Raw genomic sequence first — 15,789 nt, 5'->3', positions numbered from 1 at the left:
GCGAGATGGCGTGGGTTGAGAGAAGTCTCCTCTGTGGGGGCCGCCTCAGACGCCGCTGCTCGAAAACGGCCAATCGGCCGCACGGCGTGCTCGGCCGCCAGTTTTAGAAGGAGATACACATGGCGCAGGGAACCGTGAAGTGGTTCAACGCTGACAAGGGCTTCGGCTTCATCACCGTCGACGGCGGGGGTGCTGACGTGTTCGTCCACTTCTCGGCCATCCAGACCAGCGGTTACCGCACGCTGGAGGAGAACCAGCGGGTGGAGTTCGAGATCGCCCAGGGTCAGAAGGGTCCGCAGGCCGAGCAGGTCCGCCCCATCTGAGCGGTGCCGGTCGGCAGCCGCCGGCCATTGGGTGGTCCGGCCCCCCGGATCTGAGTGAAGCCCCGTACCCCCGTCCCGGGATGCGGGGCTTTCCCCTGTCCGGGGTGGCGGGTGCCCGCCTCGGAGTCGGCCGGTGGTCAGCGGCGCGCGCGGGCGCGCAGGCCGAGCCAGATCACCACCAGTCCGACCAGGACGAAGACCGGGCCGACGGTCGCCCAGATCCGCTGGTCGGTCATCACGGAGCCCTCGACGTAGCCGAGGCCCTGCACGGTCCAGACCGCGCCGAGCACCACGGCGAGCAGGCCGAGAGTGAGGGCCAGCCACCCCTTCATCGCGTTCTCCCTCCGTGGAGGTTCCGCGCCGGTCCGCCCGTTCACCATCGGTGGTGCACCTGCGGCCGGATCAACTCGTCGTAGACGTCCGCCACGACGGTCCGCTCCCGCTCGGACAGCGGCGGTTGCCCGGCCACGGCGGTGTTGGCCCGGGCCTGCGCGGCGTCGCGGGCCCCCGGGATGACCACGGTGACGCCGGGGGAGTCGACGACCCAGCGGAGTGCGAACTGCGCCATCGTACGGTCGGGCCCCACCAGCGGCGCGAGCCGACGGACGGCCTTGAGACCCTCGTGGAAGTCGACACCGGAGAAGGTCTCGCCGACGTCGAACGCCTCGCCCCGCCGGTTGTACGACCGGTGGTCGTCGGAGGCGAAGGTGGTGTGCTCGTCGTACCGGCCGGACAGCAGGCCACTGGCCAGCGGCACGCGGGCGATGAGGCCCACCCCGGCGGCCGAGGCGGCGGGGAGCACCCGCTCCAGGGGCTTGTGCCGCAGGGCGTTGAGGATGATCTGGACGCTGGCCACGCCGGGGCGCGCGATCGCGGTGAGCGCCTCGTCGCACGTCTCCACGCTGACCCCGTACCCGGCGATGCGCTCCTCGGCGACCAGCGTGTCGAGGGCGTCGAAGACCGCGTCGTCGGCGAAGACCGGCGTCGGCGGGCAGTGCAGCTGCACGAGGTCCAGGGTGTCCACGCCGAGATTGCGCCGGGAGCGGTCGGTCCACTGCCGGAAGTGGTCGAGGGTGTACGCCTCGGGCCGCTGCTCCACCCGGCGGCCCATCTTGGTGGCCACGGTGAGGCCGGCGTCTCCCCGGGTGCGCAGGAAGCGGCCGATCAGCTGTTCGCTGCGCCCGTCGCCGTAGACGTCGGCGGTGTCGAGGAAGGAGACACCGGAGTCGACCGCGGCGGCGAGCACGCCCATCGCGTCGGCCTCGGTGACCGTGCCCCAGTCGGCGCCGAGCTGCCAGGCGCCCAGCCCGATCACCCCGACGTCCCGCCCGAGCCGGGGGAAGGTTCGCTGCTCCATGGGTCAGAGCCTAGTGATCCGCTTGCCGGGCTGCGCGGCGGGCCGTACGGTAAACAAGACGGACGTACGGTTTGGGAGGTTGGCATGTGGGACCCCGTGACGTACCTGCGCTACGGCGACGAGCGCTCGCGCCCCTTCCACGACCTGGTGGCCCGGGTCGCGGCGGACCGGCCCCGCGCGGTGGTCGACCTGGGCTGCGGCCCCGGCACGTTGACCGCGACGCTCGCCGCGCGGTGGCCGGCGGCCCGCGTGCGGGGCCTGGACTCCTCGGCGGCGATGGTCGCCGCCGCCGTCACCACGGTCGACGTCGCCGAGGGGGACGTGCGGGACTGGCGGCCCGACGCCGACACCGACGTCGTGGTCTGCAACGCGGTGCTCCAGTGGGTACCCGACCACCGGGGCCTGCTCACCCGGTGGGCCGCCGAGCTGCCCGCCGGCGCGTGGCTCGCGGTGCAGGTGCCCGGCAACTTCGACGCGCCGTCGCACCGCGCGCTGCGCGAGGTCGCCGCCCGGTCCGCCTGGCGCGACACCCTCGCCCCGCTGCTGCGCGAGGCGCCGGTCGACGACCCGGTCGGCTACGCCACGCTGCTGACCGACGCCGGCTGCACCGTGGACGCCTGGGAGACTACCTACGTGCACCTGCTGCCGGCCCGCGCCGACGCGGACCACCCCGTCCTGACCTGGATGGAGGGGACCGCGCTCCGGCCGGTCCGCGCGGCCCTGGACGCCGCCGGCTGGTCCGACTTCCGGACCGAGCTGGGCGTACGGCTCACCGAGGCGTACCCGGCGCGGCAGGGTCGGGTGTACTTCCCGTTCCGACGCGTCTTCGTCGTCGCCCGAACCGGCGCCCGTGCCGAGGAGAACCAGTGACCGACCTGCCCACGTTCATCGCCGGAATGCCCAAGGTGGAGCTGCACGTGCACCACGTCGGCTCCGCCTCACCCCGGATCGTCGCCGAGCTGGCCGCCCGGCACGAGGGTCGTACGCCGGTGCCGGCCGATCCGGCGGCGCTCGCCGACTACTTCGTGTTCCGCGACTTCGCGCACTTCATCGAGCTGTACCTGAGCGTCGTGGACCTCGTCCGCGACCCGGAGGACGTCTGGATCCTCACCCACGAGGTGGCCCGGGAGCTGGCCCGCCAGCAGGTCCGCTACGCCGAGCTGACCGTGACGCCGTACTCGCACGTACACCGGGGGATCCCCGCGCCCGCGTTCTGCGAGGCGATCGAGGACGCCCGCAAGAGGGCCGCCGCCGACTTCGGCATCGAGCTGCGCTGGTGCTTCGACATCCCGGGCGAGGCCGGCCTGCCGGCGGCCGAGGAGACGCTGCGCATCTCGCTGGAGGAGCGCCCGGACGGGCTGATCAGCTTCGGGCTGGGCGGCCCGGAGATCGGCGTGCCGCGCCCGCAGTTCAAGCCCTACTTCGACCAGGCACGGGCGGCCGGTCTGCGCTCCGTGCCGCACGCCGGGGAGACCACCGGCCCGCAGACCGTCTGGGACGCGCTGCGCGACCTGGGCGCCGAGCGGATCGGGCACGGCATCTCCGCCGCCGAGGACCCGGAGCTGCTGGCGTACCTGGCGGAGCACCGGATCGCCCTGGAGGTCTGCCCGACCTCCAACGTGCGTACCCGCGCGGTCGCCACGATCGACCAGCACCCGCTGCGCCGGCTGGTCGACGCGGGCGTGCTGGTCACCGTCAACTCCGACGACCCGCCGATGTTCGGTACGACCCTGAACGACGAGTACGCGGTGGCCGCCCGGCTGCTCGGCGTCGGCCCGGAGGGCCTGGCGGCGCTGGCCAGGGACGCCGTGTCCGCGTCCTTCCTCGACACCGCCGGGAAGCAGCGGATCAGCGCGGAGATCGACGCGTACGTGGCCACCGGCCGATAGGGGAGTGGCGCGCGGCGGGAGCAGGTGTGGGGGACCGTTCTCTCCCGCCGCGCGCACGGCTCCACCGGCCGGGTGGGTGGGTGCCTGGGGCGATGGCCGGCGGAACTGATGGGTTCTGGTTCGATCCTGACAGCTGCCGGTCCGCACGCCACCGGGGTTAACCGTGATCTAAGGAAGACTTGACGGGACCCACAGCCTCCGGTCGGCGGAGCGTCAGGCGTCGGTGGAGCGGGGTCGGGGCCAGCGCCGGCCGCCGTTCTTCTGGTCGCGGGCGTCCCGGGCCATCCGGCCGACCAGCCCGAACCGGCTGACCTGCCGGGGCGTGGCCTCCGGGTCGGCGAGCAGCATCACCACGCTGGCACCGCCGAGCCGTGCCCGGTCGATGCTGACCGAACCGCTGGCCTGCAACGACACCCGCTTGGCGATGTCCAGCCCCAGCCCGGTGGAGCCCTGGCCGCTGGAACCCCGGCGCAGCGCCCGGTCCGGGTTGGCGATGCCGGGACCCGCGTCGTCGATCCGGATCGCCACGTAGCCGTCCCGCCGGGACACCGCCACCTCGAAGGCGGTGCCCTGCGGCGTGTACCGGAAGACGTTGCCGATCACCGCGTCCAGCGCGGCGGCCAGCTCGGCCCGGGGCACCGGGGCCGGAATCCGCAGCTGCGCGCCGAGCACCCGGTGCGGCCGGTTCTGGTCCCCCGCGAGGGCCGACCAGAACACCATGCGGTCGCGGACCACCTCGCTGACGTCGCACATCGCCGGGGCCGTCTCCTGGCTGACCGCCTTGCGGGTGGTCTTGATGATCTGGTCGACCTCGCCCTCCAGGGTGGCGATCGCCTGCCGGATCCGGCGGATCCCGCGCAGCCGGTCCAGCTCGGCGGGGCTGAACGTGCCGATGCTCGTGTCGTCGGACTCCAGCGCCTCGGCGTCCAGCCGCAGCGCGGTCAGCGGCGTACGCAGTCGGTGCGACAGGTCGGCGACCAGTTCCCGCTCGTCGGCGCGGGCGGCCACCAGCCGCTCCGCCATCCGGTTGAAGGCGTACCCGGCCTCGGCCAGCTCGCGCGGGCCGGTCGGCTCCACGCGTACGCCCAGGTCGCCGTCGCCCACCGCGAGCGCCGCGCGGACCAGGCCGCGGGCCGAGTCGACCGCGCGGACGGCGACCCGGTCGACCACCAGCACCGTGGCGCCCACCAGGGCGGTGGCCACCCCGAGCAGCAGCACCCACCTCGTGGTGGACACGCCGCCGAGCGCGGACTCCGGCACGAACACCTCGACCACGGCCGTCGTGTCCCCGAGCGCCACCGGGTCGAGGCGGACCAACCCGCCGTCGACGTCCACCACCAGGGACCGGCCGTCGGCGCGGGCCTGGTCCAGGTCCGCGGCGGTGGCCCGGCCGGACGACTCGTCGCCGCCCAGCCCCCGCACGAGCGGGCGGGTCGCCGGGTCGTCACCGGTGGCCTCCGAGGCGCGCCGCACCACGTCGGCGTCCGTGCTGACCGCCAGGGCGCCGGTGACCAGGGCGCTGCGGCGGGCCGCGTCGGCGATCGCGTCCTCCCGGGCCCGGTCACCGAGGCTGACCGTGAGCGGGACCAGGAACGCCAGCGCGACCAGGGTGCACATGCCGGCCGTGAGCAGGGCAAGCGTTCGCCTCAGTCCGGCGCCACCAGCCGGAAGCCCACCCCCCGCACGGTGCGCAGGTAGCGCGGCTTCGCCGCGGACTCGCCCATTTTGCGGCGTAGCCAGTACAGGTGAACGTCGATGGTCTGGTCCTCGCCGACCGACGGCTGCCGCCATACCTCCTCCAAAAGCTCCCGGCGGGACACTACCCGCCCGGGTCGCGCGGCGAGATACGCCAGCAGGTCGAATTCCTTGCGGGTCAGTGCGAGGGGCTCGCCGTCGAGGAGGGCGCTGCGTTCGCCCACGTCGACCCGGAGCCCACCGACGGTGTGCACCGCCGGTTGGACCGTACGGCTCGCGCGCCCGGCGCGGCGCAGCACCGTGGTGATCCGGGCGTCGAGGTGCGCGCCGGTGAACGGCTTGACCATGTAGTCGTCGGCGCCGGCGCGCAGCAGCCGTACGACGGACTGCTCGTCGTCCCGTGCGGTGGCGATGATGATCGGCACGTCGGTGATGCCGCGCAGCATCCGCAGCGCGTCCGAACCGTCCAGGTCGGGCAGGCCGAGGTCGAGGACCACCAGGTCCGGCGTCTCGGCGGCCACCCGCCGCAGCGCGTCCAGCGCCGTGCCCACGGCGTGCACGGCATGGCCCCGGTCGGCGAGAGAACGCAGCATCGCGCCGCGTACGACGTGGTCGTCTTCGACCAGGAGCACGGTGGCCACCCCAAGAACGTACTCGGCGTGGCAAGTTGATCGCGTTGCGGCGTACCCCGCAACCGGGCAAGCTGGTACGACGATGCCCTTCACGCTCTTCGCCGACAGTCGCCTGGCGCTCGCCCGGGACGCCCTCGCCGGCCTGTCGGTCGGCGACGCGCTCGGCTCCCAGTTCTTCGTCCCCGGTCGGCGTCCCGCCGACCTGGCCGCCGGTCGGCTGCCCCCGCCACCGTGGCCGTGGACCGACGACACCGAGATGGCCTGCTCGGTGGTGGCGGCACTGGCCGAGGCCGGCCGCGTCGACCGGGACGCCCTCGCGCTCGCCTTCGCCGAGCGGTGTGAGCCGTACCGGGGCTACGGGCCGGGCGCGGTGCGCATCCTGCGGCTGATCCGCACCGGCACCCCGTGGCCGGTGGCCGCCGCCTCCGCCTTCGACGGACAGGGTTCCTGCGGCAACGGGGCGGCGATGCGGGTGGGGCCGCTGGGCGCGTACTTCGCCGACTCGACCAGCAAGGCCGCCGCCCAGGCCCAGGCGTCGGCCGAGGTGACCCACGCGCACCCCGAGGGCGTCGCCGGGGCGGTCGCGGTGGCGGTGGCGGCAGCGCTGGCCGCCCGGGCACGCCTGGACGGCGACCGGCCGGAGCCGGCCCGGCTGCTCGCCGGTGTGGCGGCCGCGCTGGACCCGGCGACCGAGGTGCACCGGAGCGTACGGCGCGCCGCCGACCTGCTCGGCCGGCCCACCGCCGACGTCGTGGACGCGCTCGGCAACGGTGCCCGCGTCACCGCCCAGGACACCGTCGGCTTCACCTGCTGGGTGGCCGCCACCCACCTGCACGACTACCCGGCCGCCGTCCGAACCTGCGTCGAGGCGGGCGGGGACGTGGACACCACGGCGGCGATCGTCGGCTCGGTCGTCGCCGCGTACACGGGGGTGGGCACGCCGGGCGGCGTGCCCACCGCCTGGCTCACCGCCCGCGAGCCCCTGCCGCACTGGGTGGGCTGACTCCTCACCCCGCCCGCGCCGGCTCCTCCCGCCGCTCGGCGGTCGCGGGCCTGTCGGGCGTGGCGGTCGCGTTCGGCGTCGCGGTCGCGTCGGCCTCGCCGTCGGGCCGGGGCTCGTCGGGGGCCGGGCCGTCGAGGACGGCTCGCAGGTCGGTCTGCGCGTCCGGTGCGTTCTTGCGGCGCCGGCTGAGCAGCCAGCCGCCGACGAGCCCGCCGCCCAGACCGGCCAGCAGCCCGGCGACGAGCAGGCCCTGCGGGCTGCCGCCGTCGCCGTCCGTCCCGGCCGCCGGCCCGTCGGCCACCTGACCCTGCGGCGCCGCCGGCGCGCCACCGTGCCCGCCGTGGCCGGCCACCGCCCCGGGAGCGGCGGGCAGCAGGGTAAGCACCGGCGCCGCGGCGTCCGTCCGCCGGACCACCGTGCCGTCGGCGTACGTCTGGAGCACCTCGAACGCCAGCCGGTCCGCCGTCGGCAGCGGGCCCATGGAGAGCACCAGACGGGCCGGGCCGGCCGCCGCCCCGGGCATCCGCGTCCAGGTCACCGCACTGGTGACCGTGGTGACCCGGGTGGAGTGGATGCCGGCGACCGGCGTGTCGAGGAGGCGGGAGTCGATCCGGGGCGCCCAGCCCGCGACCGACATCGGGTAGACCTCGGCGATCGGGGCGTCGGCCGGCAGCCGTACCTCGATCCGCGTGGTCTTCGTGCCGGCGCGGTCCTCCGGCACCACGAACTCCACCTTCACCGCCTCGCCCTGCCGGGCCTGGCTCGGGGTGATCGTCACGTCCGCCGCGTACGCCTCACCGGGCCAGGCCAGCACCGCCAGCGTGACCAGGGCGGTCACCACCCCGGCCCGGCGGACGCGGATCTCGCGCGTTGTCGCCATCGTCGGTTCCCATCCGTGTCTCCAGCGGCCGGTACCGGCTCCGGCCTCACCCGGTAGTTCGGACGGGAGGTCGAAAAGGTTCAACGCCGCTGGTGTCGGCCGCTTGGTGTTGGCCGCTGGTGTTGGTCGCTTGGTGTTAAGAGGGGGCCCCGCCTCTACCGGAGGCGTTAAGAGGGGGCCCTTCCTTTCCCCTGCGGCGTCGGTGCTCGGGCGACCGATAGCATCGGCAGGAACGCCCGTCGGCATCTCACCGTCCGTACCTGCTGGAGGAGTCACCGTGTCCGCACCCCGTACCCCCGCCGTGGCCGACCCCGTCGTCGTCGCCGCCGGGACCACGGCGGCCGACGCGGTGGCCGCGGCCGGGCTGCCCGCGTCCGGCCCGAAGGCGGTCGTCGTCGTCCGCGACCCGCAGGGCCAGCTGCGCGACCTGGACTGGGCCCCGGCCGAGGACACCCGCGTCGAGCCGGTCAGCCTGGACAGTCCGGACGGACTGAACGTGCTGCGCCACTCCACCGCGCACGTGCTCGCCCAGGCCGTGCAGGACGTCTTCCCGGAGGCGAAGCTCGGCATCGGCCCGCCCATCGAGAACGGCTTCTACTACGACTTCGCCGTCGACAAGCCGTTCCAGCCGGACGACCTGGCGAAGCTCGAGAAGCGGATGCAGGAGATCGTCAAGTCCGGCCAGCGGTTCCGCCGCCGCCGCTTCGGCAGCCTCGACGAGGCGAAGGCGGAGCTGGCCGCCGAGCCGTTCAAGCTGGAACTCATCGACGTGAAGGGCGAGGGCCTCGACACCGACGAGGTCATGGAGGTGGGCGGCGGCGAGCTGACCATCTACGACAACCTCGCCGCGAACGACGACAAGGCCTGCTGGTCGGACCTGTGCCGTGGCCCCCACCTGCCGACCACCCGGCTGATCGGCGCGTTCAAGCTGATGCGCTCGGCCGCCGCATACTGGCGTGGGTCGGAGAAGAACCCGCAGCTCCAGCGGGTGTACGGCACCGCGTGGCCGACCCGGGACGAGCTGAAGGCGTACCTGAAGCTGTTGGAGGAGGCCGCCCGGCGCGACCACCGCAAGCTCGGCGCGGACCTGGACCTGTTCAGCTTCCCCGACGAGATCGGCTCCGGCCTGGCGGTCTTCCACCCCAAGGGCGGCATCATCCGCCGGGAGATGGAGGACTACTCCCGGAAGCGGCACGAGGCCGCCGGGTACGAGTTCGTCAACACCCCGCACATCACCAAGGGGCAGCTCTTCGAGACCTCCGGGCACCTCCAGTGGTACGCCGACGGCATGTACCCGCCCATGGAGATGGAGGGCGCGAACTACTACCTCAAGCCGATGAACTGCCCGTTCCACAACCTCATCTTCCGGTCCCGGGGGCGCTCCTACCGGGAGCTGCCGCTGCGGCTGTTCGAGTTCGGGTCGGTCTACCGGTTCGAGAAGTCCGGCGTGGTGCACGGCCTGACCCGGGTCCGCGGCATGACCCAGGACGACTCGCACATCTACTGCACCCAGGAGCAGATGGCCGGCGAGCTCAAGTCGCTGCTGTCGTTCGTGCTGGACCTGCTGCGCGACTACGGCCTGGACGACTTCTACCTGGAGCTGTCGACCCGAAACCCGGAGAAGTCCGTCGGCACCGACGAGAACTGGGAGCGGGCCACCGAGGCGCTGCGCTCGGCCGCCGAGGAATCCGGCCTCGCCCTCGTCCCCGACCCGGGCGGCGCGGCCTTCTACGGCCCGAAGATCTCCGTTCAGGCCAAGGACGCCATCGGCCGGACCTGGCAGATGTCCACCATCCAGGTCGACTTCAACCTGCCGGAGCGGTTCAACCTGGAGTACCAGGCGGCCGACGGCACCCGGCAGCGGCCGGTCATGATCCACCGGGCGCTCTTCGGCTCGATCGAGCGGTTCTTCGGCGTGCTCACCGAGCACTACGCCGGCGCGTTCCCGGCCTGGCTGGCCCCGGTGCAGGTGGTCGGCATCCCGATCCGCGAGGACCACACCGACTACCTGCACGGCTTCGTCGCGGCGCTGCGTGCCGAGGGGATCCGCGCCCAGGTGGACGCCGGTGACGACCGGATGCAGAAGAAGATCCGCACCGCGCAGCAGCAGAAGATCCCGTTCATGGTCATCGCCGGCGACGACGACGTGGCCGCCGGCACGGTGTCCTTCCGCTACCGGGACGGCTCCCAGCGCAACGGGGTGCCGATCGCCGAGGCCGTCACCCACGTCGTCGACGTCGTCTCCACCCGCACCAACGTCGGCCCCTCGGCCGAGGTGTAAGGAAGGGCCCCCTGTTATCGCTTTTTGCATAACAGGGGACCCCTTTTAACATCCCGTCCGGGTGGACGGCGGTGGTGGACGTGGGGTTGGTCAGATGCCGCAGGTCGGCGCGGACCAGGACTGTCCCGCCGAGTTGCCCAGGTGGGTGTGGTCGTCGTGGGCCGGGTAGCCGGGGCCGAGGATGTTGCTGAAGCCGTGGTTGCGCGCCTGCTGGGCGAGCCGGCAGAGGGAGGGCGACCCGACCAGGTCCACCCCGTCGCCGTACAGGTGTCGGCTGCCGGCCGCCCCGCCGACGGCGTTGTTGCAGGAGTAGCTGCGGAATCCGCTGCTGATGTAGAGCGGCACGTCGCCGAGGGCCTTCCGCATCGCCTGGAGCTTCCACATCGAGACCAGCGCGTTGAACCTCGCGGTGCTCGCCGAGACCGCCCCGCCGGACCAGTCGCTGTTGCACCGGTTCCACTCGGCGTAGCTGAAGCTGACCGGGGTGCAGTCGTCGTCCTGGAGGGCGTAGAGCTGGTTGAAGGTCTGCGGGCCCGCGATGCCGTCGGCGGGGAGGCCGTACGCCTGCTGGAAGCGGATCACGGCGGACCGGGTCGCCGGGCCGTACGCCCCGTCGATGGTGATCCGGGCGCCGTAGCCGGGGTAGCCGGAGACCCGGATCTGGAGCTGCCGGACGTCTTCCCCGGTCATGCCGGAGGAGAGCATGCGGCCCCAGGTGTAGCAGCCGTCGGCGTGCGCGGCGCCGCCGGTCGCCGTCACGGCCACGACGGTGGCGACGGCGGCCAGGACGCAGGCGGCGAGTGCCCGGCCGAGACGGTGGAGAACGGGGGTACGTCGTTTCACGGTCAGCTCCCATCGACGATCATCACAATCGATTGGATGAAAGTTTCATAGATACGCATCCATTCGTCAATATTCGACGGTCCGGGGCGGTGGGGCGACATCGGGCGGGACGTAGGATCGGTGGCGTGACAGGGGAGGAACGGCACACGGGCAGTGGCGAGATGGCGGACGGCCTGGACCGGCTGTGGACGCCGCACCGGATGACCTACATCTCCGGTGAGGACCGGCCGGAGGGTGGTTACGAGAAGCCGAGTGGCTGCCCGTTCTGCCTGGCCCCCGGCCGGCCGGCGGACGAGAGCCTGGTCGTGGCCCGCGGCGAGCACGTCTTCGTGGTGCTCAACCTGTACCCGTACAACCCGGGTCACCTGCTGGTCTGCCCGTACCGGCACGTCGCCGACTACACCGAGCTGGACCCGGCCGAGACGGTCGAGCTGGGCGTGTTCACCCAGACCGCGATGCGGGTCGTCCGCAAGGTCAGCAACGCCCACGGCTTCAACCTGGGGATGAACCAGGGCGGCGTGGCCGGTGCCGGCATCGCCGCGCACCTGCACCAGCACGTCGTGCCCCGCTGGGGCGGCGACGCCAACTTCATGCCGGTCATCGGCCGCACGAAGGTCCTGCCCCAACTGCTCACCGACACCCGCGACCTCCTCGCCCGCGCCTGGCCCAGCTGACGGCGGCGGCGTTAAGAAGGGGCCCTTGTACAACGCCAGGCGTTAAGAGGGGGCCCTTCCTTCCACCCGGAGGGGTGGCAGGATGCGCCGATGGCACTCACCACGCGGACACTGGGCCGCAGCGGCATCGAGGTCAGCGCCCTCGGCATGGGGTGCTGGGCGATCGGTGGGCCCTGGTCGGAGGGGGCGCAGCCGCTGGGCTGGGGTGCGGTCGACGACGACGAGTCGGTCCGCGCGGTACGCCGCGCCCTGGACCTTGGGATCACCTTCTTCGACACGGCCGACACGTACGGGGCCGGGCACTCCGAGCGGATCCTCGGCCGGGCGCTCGCGGGTCGGCGGGACGGGGCGGTGCTCGCCACCAAGTGGGGCCACACCTTCGACGAGGCCACCCGGCGGGCCACCGGGCAGGACTCCTCGCCCGCGTACCTGCGCCGGGCCGTCACGGACTCGCTGCGGCGGCTGGGCACCGACCGGATCGACCTCTACCAGCTGCACCTGGCCGACCTGTCCGCGCCGCGCGCCGAGGCGTTGATCGCCACCTGCGAGGACCTCGTCGCCGACGGGCTGATCCGCGCGTACGGGTGGAGCACCGACCGGCCCGACCGGGCGGCCCTGTTCGGCCACGGCGCCCGACACGCCACCGCCGTGCAGCACACCCTGTCGGTGCTGCGTGACGCACCGGACCTGCTCGCCGTCTGCGACAAGTACGACCTGGCCAGCGTCAACCAGGGGCCGCTCGGCATGGGCCTGCTGACCGGCAAGTACACCGCCGGGTCCACGCTGCCCCGCGACGACGTACGCGGGATGGCCCCCGGCTGGCTGGAGTGGTTCCGGGGCGGCCGGCCGGCGCCGGAGTGGCTGCGCCGGGTCGGTGCGGTACGCGCGGCGCTCACCGCCGACGGACGTACCCTCGCGCAGGGCGCGCTGGGGTGGATCTGGGCGCGCAGCGGGCGGACGATCCCGATCCCCGGCTGCCGTACCGTCGCCCAGGCCGAGGAGAACGCCGCCGCCCTGCACCGCGGCCCGCTCTCCCCGGACCACTTCGCCGAGGTCGAACGCCAACTGGCCGCCCTGCGCGCGGCGGCGCTACGGGCGGCCGACCGCCCGCACTGGCCCAGCCCGATGCTTCCCGTCACCCGCCCCTGACGTTCCGTCTACGGGGTGTTCTCCTTGCGGATCTGGTCGGCCAGGTGGCTGGGCATGGGGTCGTAGCGGACGAAGTGGCGGCGGAAGGTGCCGGTGCCGGACGTCATCGCCCGCAGCTCGACCGCGTACCGCAGCAACTCGGTGGCGGGGACCTCGGCGCGGACCAGCGTGCGTCCCTCGGCGGCGGTGTCCGGCTCGGTGCCGAGGACCCGCCCGCGCCGCCCGGACAGGTCTCCCATGACCGCGCCCACCGAGGAGTCGGGGACCCGGACGGTCACCTCGTCCACCGGCTCCAGCAGGGTCGGCTGGCCCTTCTCGGCGGCGTCGCGCAGCGCGAGGGCCCCGGCGGTCTGGAACGCCGCGTCGGACGAGTCGACGCTGTGCGCCTTGCCGTCGACCAGGGTCACCCGCAGGTCGACCGCCGGGTGGCCGGCGACCAGGCCCCGTTCCATCTGGGCCCGTACGCCCTTCTCCACCGACGGGATGTAGTTGTGCGGCACCGCGCCGCCGACGACCCGGTCGACGAATTCGAAGCCGGTGCCGCGTGGCAGCGGCTCGACCTCGATGTCGCAGACGGCATACTGGCCGTGGCCGCCGGACTGCTTGACGTGGCGGCCGTGGCCGCGGGCGGCGACGGTGAACGTCTCGCGCAGCGGGACCCGCACCGGCTCGGTGTCCAGCTCGACGCCGCCGGCACGCAGCCGTTCCAGCACCACGTCGGCGTGCGCCTCGCCCATGCACCAGAGCACCAGCTGGTGGGTCTCCGGGTTGCGTTCCAGCCGCATGGTCGGGTCGCCGGCGACGAGCCGGGCCAGGTTGCGGGCCAGCGCGTCCTCGTCGGAGCGGGTACGGGCCACGATCGCCACCGGCAGCAGCGGCTCCGGCATGTCCCAGGGGGCGATGAGCAGCGGCTCGTCCCGGGCGGAGACGGTGTCGCCGGTCTCCGCGCTGCCCGACTTGGTGATGGCGCAGATGTCGCCGGCCACGCAGGCACCCACCTCCCGCAGGCTGGCGCCCAGCGGCGTGTAGATGTGCCCGACCCGCTCGTCGGCGTCGTGGTCGGGGTGGCCGCGCTCGGCCAGGCCGTGACCGGAGACGTGCACGGTCTGCTCGGGGCGCAGCGTCCCGGAGAACACCCGGACCAGGGACACCCGACCGACGTGCCGGTCGACGGTGGTCTTGACGACCTCGGCGACCAGGGGCCCGTCCGGGTCGCAGGTCAGCGGCGGCCGGGGCGAGCCGTCCACCCCGGCGACGGCCGGCAGCTCGTGCTCCAGCGGCGACGGGAACCCGGCGGTCAGCACCTCCAGCAGCGCGTCCAGGCCGACGCCGGTCTCCGCGCAGGCCGGCACCACCGGGTGGAAGTGACCGCGGGCGACCGCCTTCTCCAGGTCCTCGATGAGGACGTCGGTGCCGATCTCCTCGCCGTCGAGGTACCGGTCCATCAGCGTCTCGTCCTCGCTCTCGGCGATGATCCCCTCGATCAGCTCGTTGCGGGACTCGGCGATGGCGGGCAGGTGCTCGGGGTCCGGCTCCCGGACGTCGGCGGGCAGACCGGCGGTGTAGTCGAAGACGCGACGGGTGATCAGACCGAGCAGGCCGACCGTGGAGATGCCGTCGTCGCCGAGCATCGGCAGGTACAGCGGCATCACGTTGTCGCCGAAGACCCGCTGGCACAGCGCCACCGCCTCGTCGAAGTCGGCTCGCGGGTGGTCCAGCCGGGAGACGGCGACCGCCCGGGGCATGTCGACGGCCGCGCACTCCTCCCACAGGGCGGCGGTGGCGGCGTCCATGCCGTCGACGGCGGAGACGACGAAGAGCGCGGCGTCCGCGGCCCGCAGGCCGGCGCGCAGCTCACCGACGAAGTCGGCGTAGCCGGGGGTGTCCAGCAGGTTGACCTTGATGCCGTCGTGCACCAGCGGGGCGCACGCGAGGCTGACCGAGCGCTGCTGGCGTACGGCGGCGGGGTCGTGGTCGCAGACGGTGGTGCCGTCGGTGACCGACCCGGCGCGACCGATCGTGCCGGTCGCCGCGAGCAGCGCCTCCACGAGTGTCGTCTTGCCGGAGCCGGAATGCCCGACGAGCACCACGTTGCGGACCCTGGCGGGATCGGTCACCACCGGCGCGCCGGTGGCCCCTTTCTCCTGACTCTTCTGCGCCATGGGGCGCACCTCCCTCAGCCGGTGGTTGGTGGCGACCGCCGCGCGCGGAGTGTGCGGCTCGGGCGGGTGCGCGGCGATATCCTCCGGTGGTCTGCTGCCGAGCGGGAACGGGACGGTCGGTCGGGTGAGCTGGCTCACCTCTCCACGCTCGATCTCACACCCGTTGCCCGGACGGCACAAGCTTTCCCCGGGCGGGTCGCCTGACCGGCCGTATCGCGGTGGGGCCGGGACCGTTATCGTGGGACCGCCATGGCGAAGATCTTCCAAGTGACGGCCCGCGCGGGGATGACCCGCGTCGTCGAGCCGATCGCGCGCGGCCTGCTCCGAGCGGGCGTCACCCCCAACGCGGTCACCGTCGCGGGCACCCTCGGGGTGCTCGTCGGCGCCCTCGGCTTCGGCGCCCGCGGGCACCTCGTCGCCGGTGCGCTCATCGTGACGGTCTTCGCCCTCACCGACCTGCTCGACGGGACGATGGCCCGGATGAGCGGCGGTTCCACCCGGTTCGGGGCCTTCCTCGACTCGTCCATGGACCGGGTGGCCGACAGCGCCGTGTTCGGCGCGGTGGCGTACTGGCTGGCCACCGAGCACGATTACTCGGGCGTGGCCGCCGCGGTGCTCTGCCTGGCCGCAGGCGGCCTCGTCTCGTACGTCAAGGCGCGCGCCGAGGGCCTCGGCATGAGCGGCAACGTCGGGATCGCCGAGCGCACCGAGCGCCTGCTCATCGTCGGTGTCGGCGGTGTGCTCACCGGTGTCGGCGTCGACGTGGCCCTGGAGGTCGCGCTCTGGCTGCTCGCCGCCGTGTCCATCTTCACGGTGGGCCAGCGGATGCTCCACGTCTACCGGCAGGCCCAGCAGGTCCCCGCAGCCCCCGGCGGCCAGGGGTGAGCGGCACAGGGCCGGG

15 protein-coding genes are annotated in these 15,789 nt (G+C 73.4%); 8 read left to right on the top strand and 7 right to left on the bottom strand.

The window, feature by feature from the left end; genetic code table 11:
- Positions 1-119 precede the first annotated feature (119 nt).
- Positions 120-323, top strand: a complete 204-nt coding sequence (locus ACTMSW_RS27335) for a cold-shock protein (protein WP_007075740.1) — start codon at positions 120-122, stop codon at positions 321-323.
- Positions 324-460: 137 nt separating this feature from the next.
- On the opposite strand, the gene ACTMSW_RS27330 is transcribed toward ACTMSW_RS27335, so the two are convergent.
- On the bottom strand, positions 461-703 hold the full coding sequence (locus ACTMSW_RS27330) for a hypothetical protein (RefSeq protein WP_441183564.1): 243 nt from the start codon (positions 701-703) through the stop codon (positions 461-463).
- Positions 697-1,680, bottom strand: a complete 984-nt coding sequence (locus ACTMSW_RS27325; RefSeq protein WP_441183563.1) for an aldo/keto reductase — start codon at positions 1,678-1,680, stop codon at positions 697-699. Before ACTMSW_RS27325 ends, ACTMSW_RS27330 begins: the two co-directional genes overlap by 7 nt.
- An 84-nt stretch (positions 1,681-1,764) precedes the next feature.
- Between ACTMSW_RS27325 and ACTMSW_RS27320 the strand changes: the two genes are divergently transcribed.
- Both ACTMSW_RS27320 and ACTMSW_RS27315 read left to right on the top strand, forming a co-directional pair.
- Positions 1,765-2,550, top strand: a complete 786-nt coding sequence (locus ACTMSW_RS27320; RefSeq protein WP_441183562.1) for a trans-aconitate 2-methyltransferase — start codon at positions 1,765-1,767, stop codon at positions 2,548-2,550.
- Complete coding sequence (locus ACTMSW_RS27315; RefSeq protein WP_441183561.1) at positions 2,547-3,569, top strand: adenosine deaminase; 1,023 nt, start codon at positions 2,547-2,549, stop codon at positions 3,567-3,569. Before ACTMSW_RS27320 ends, ACTMSW_RS27315 begins: the two co-directional genes overlap by 4 nt.
- 213 nt (positions 3,570-3,782) lie before the next feature.
- Here the strand turns inward: ACTMSW_RS27315 and ACTMSW_RS27310 are convergent, their stop codons facing one another.
- Positions 3,783-5,186, bottom strand: a complete 1,404-nt coding sequence (locus ACTMSW_RS27310) for an ATP-binding protein (protein WP_441183559.1) — start codon at positions 5,184-5,186, stop codon at positions 3,783-3,785.
- A 29-nt stretch (positions 5,187-5,215) separates the two neighbouring features.
- Positions 5,216-5,905 (bottom strand): response regulator transcription factor, encoded by a 690-nt coding sequence (locus tag ACTMSW_RS27305; protein WP_441183558.1) that lies wholly within the window; start codon positions 5,903-5,905, stop codon positions 5,216-5,218.
- 73 nt (positions 5,906-5,978) lie between these two features.
- Here ACTMSW_RS27305 and ACTMSW_RS27300 point away from each other — a divergent pair, with 73 nt between their 5' ends.
- Positions 5,979-6,899 (top strand): ADP-ribosylglycohydrolase family protein, encoded by a 921-nt coding sequence (locus tag ACTMSW_RS27300; RefSeq protein ID WP_441183557.1) that lies wholly within the window; start codon positions 5,979-5,981, stop codon positions 6,897-6,899.
- Between the two features lie 4 nt (positions 6,900-6,903).
- On the opposite strand, the gene ACTMSW_RS27295 is transcribed toward ACTMSW_RS27300, so the two are convergent.
- Positions 6,904-7,779, bottom strand: coding sequence for a DUF1775 domain-containing protein (locus tag ACTMSW_RS27295; protein WP_441183556.1), 876 nt, complete (start codon positions 7,777-7,779; stop codon positions 6,904-6,906).
- Positions 7,780-8,056: 277 nt separating this feature from the next.
- Here ACTMSW_RS27295 and thrS point away from each other — a divergent pair, with 277 nt between their 5' ends.
- A complete protein-coding gene (gene thrS / locus ACTMSW_RS27290; RefSeq protein ID WP_441183555.1) occupies positions 8,057-10,060 on the top strand; it encodes a threonine--tRNA ligase in 2,004 nt (667 codons plus the stop codon).
- Positions 10,061-10,150: 90 nt separating this feature from the next.
- On the opposite strand, the gene ACTMSW_RS27285 is transcribed toward thrS, so the two are convergent.
- Positions 10,151-10,903 carry a D-Ala-D-Ala carboxypeptidase family metallohydrolase gene (locus ACTMSW_RS27285; RefSeq protein ID WP_441183554.1) on the bottom strand — a complete coding sequence of 251 codons (753 nt, stop codon included), beginning with the start codon at positions 10,901-10,903 and terminating at the stop codon, positions 10,151-10,153.
- 161 nt (positions 10,904-11,064) lie between these two features.
- On the opposite strand from ACTMSW_RS27285, the gene ACTMSW_RS27280 reads away from it, so the two are divergent.
- Both ACTMSW_RS27280 and ACTMSW_RS27275 read left to right on the top strand, forming a co-directional pair.
- Positions 11,065-11,577: an HIT family protein gene (locus ACTMSW_RS27280; RefSeq protein ID WP_357034078.1), complete on the top strand. Its 513-nt coding sequence runs from the start codon at positions 11,065-11,067 to the stop codon at positions 11,575-11,577.
- Positions 11,578-11,667: 90 nt separating this feature from the next.
- A complete protein-coding gene (locus ACTMSW_RS27275) occupies positions 11,668-12,726 on the top strand; it encodes an aldo/keto reductase (RefSeq protein WP_441183553.1) in 1,059 nt (352 codons plus the stop codon).
- A gap of 8 nt (positions 12,727-12,734) precedes the next feature.
- On the opposite strand, the gene ACTMSW_RS27270 is transcribed toward ACTMSW_RS27275, so the two are convergent.
- Positions 12,735-14,888 (bottom strand): elongation factor G-like protein EF-G2, encoded by a 2,154-nt coding sequence (locus ACTMSW_RS27270; RefSeq protein ID WP_441183588.1) that lies wholly within the window; start codon positions 14,886-14,888, stop codon positions 12,735-12,737.
- Positions 14,889-15,137: 249 nt separating this feature from the next.
- Between ACTMSW_RS27270 and pgsA the strand changes: the two genes are divergently transcribed.
- Entirely contained in the window at positions 15,138-15,773 is a 636-nt protein-coding gene (pgsA, locus tag ACTMSW_RS27265) for a phosphatidylinositol phosphate synthase (RefSeq protein ID WP_441183552.1), read from the top strand.
- Positions 15,774-15,789: the final 16 nt, after the last annotated feature.

Origin of the sequence: Micromonospora sp. BQ11 (assembly GCF_052068135.1) — a bacterium.
In the GTDB taxonomy this organism is placed as follows: Bacteria; Actinomycetota; Actinomycetes; order Mycobacteriales; family Micromonosporaceae; genus Micromonospora.
The sequence above is the reverse complement of the archived record's forward strand: the minus strand, read 5'-3'. Positions and strand labels throughout refer to the sequence as shown.

Bases quoted from the DNA above. Each gene is read 5' to 3' on its own strand.
- ACTMSW_RS27335 (WP_007075740.1), top strand. From the start codon at position 120: ATGGCGCAGGGAACCGTGAAGTGGTTCAACGCTGACAAGGGCTTCGGC.
- ACTMSW_RS27330 (WP_441183564.1), bottom strand. From the start codon at position 703: ATGGTGAACGGGCGGACCGGCGCGGAACCTCCACGGAGGGAGAACGCG.
- ACTMSW_RS27325 (WP_441183563.1), bottom strand. From the start codon at position 1,680: ATGGAGCAGCGAACCTTCCCCCGGCTCGGGCGGGACGTCGGGGTGATC.
- ACTMSW_RS27320 (WP_441183562.1), top strand. From the start codon at position 1,765: ATGTGGGACCCCGTGACGTACCTGCGCTACGGCGACGAGCGCTCGCGC.
- ACTMSW_RS27310 (WP_441183559.1), bottom strand. From the start codon at position 5,186: ATGTGCACCCTGGTCGCGCTGGCGTTCCTGGTCCCGCTCACGGTCAGC.
- ACTMSW_RS27300 (WP_441183557.1), top strand. From the start codon at position 5,979: ATGCCCTTCACGCTCTTCGCCGACAGTCGCCTGGCGCTCGCCCGGGAC.
- ACTMSW_RS27295 (WP_441183556.1), bottom strand. From the start codon at position 7,779: ATGGCGACAACGCGCGAGATCCGCGTCCGCCGGGCCGGGGTGGTGACC.
- ACTMSW_RS27280 (WP_357034078.1), top strand. From the start codon at position 11,065: ATGGCGGACGGCCTGGACCGGCTGTGGACGCCGCACCGGATGACCTAC.
- ACTMSW_RS27275 (WP_441183553.1), top strand. From the start codon at position 11,668: ATGGCACTCACCACGCGGACACTGGGCCGCAGCGGCATCGAGGTCAGC.
- ACTMSW_RS27270 (WP_441183588.1), bottom strand. From the start codon at position 14,888: ATGGCGCAGAAGAGTCAGGAGAAAGGGGCCACCGGCGCGCCGGTGGTG.
- pgsA (WP_441183552.1), top strand. From the start codon at position 15,138: ATGGCGAAGATCTTCCAAGTGACGGCCCGCGCGGGGATGACCCGCGTC.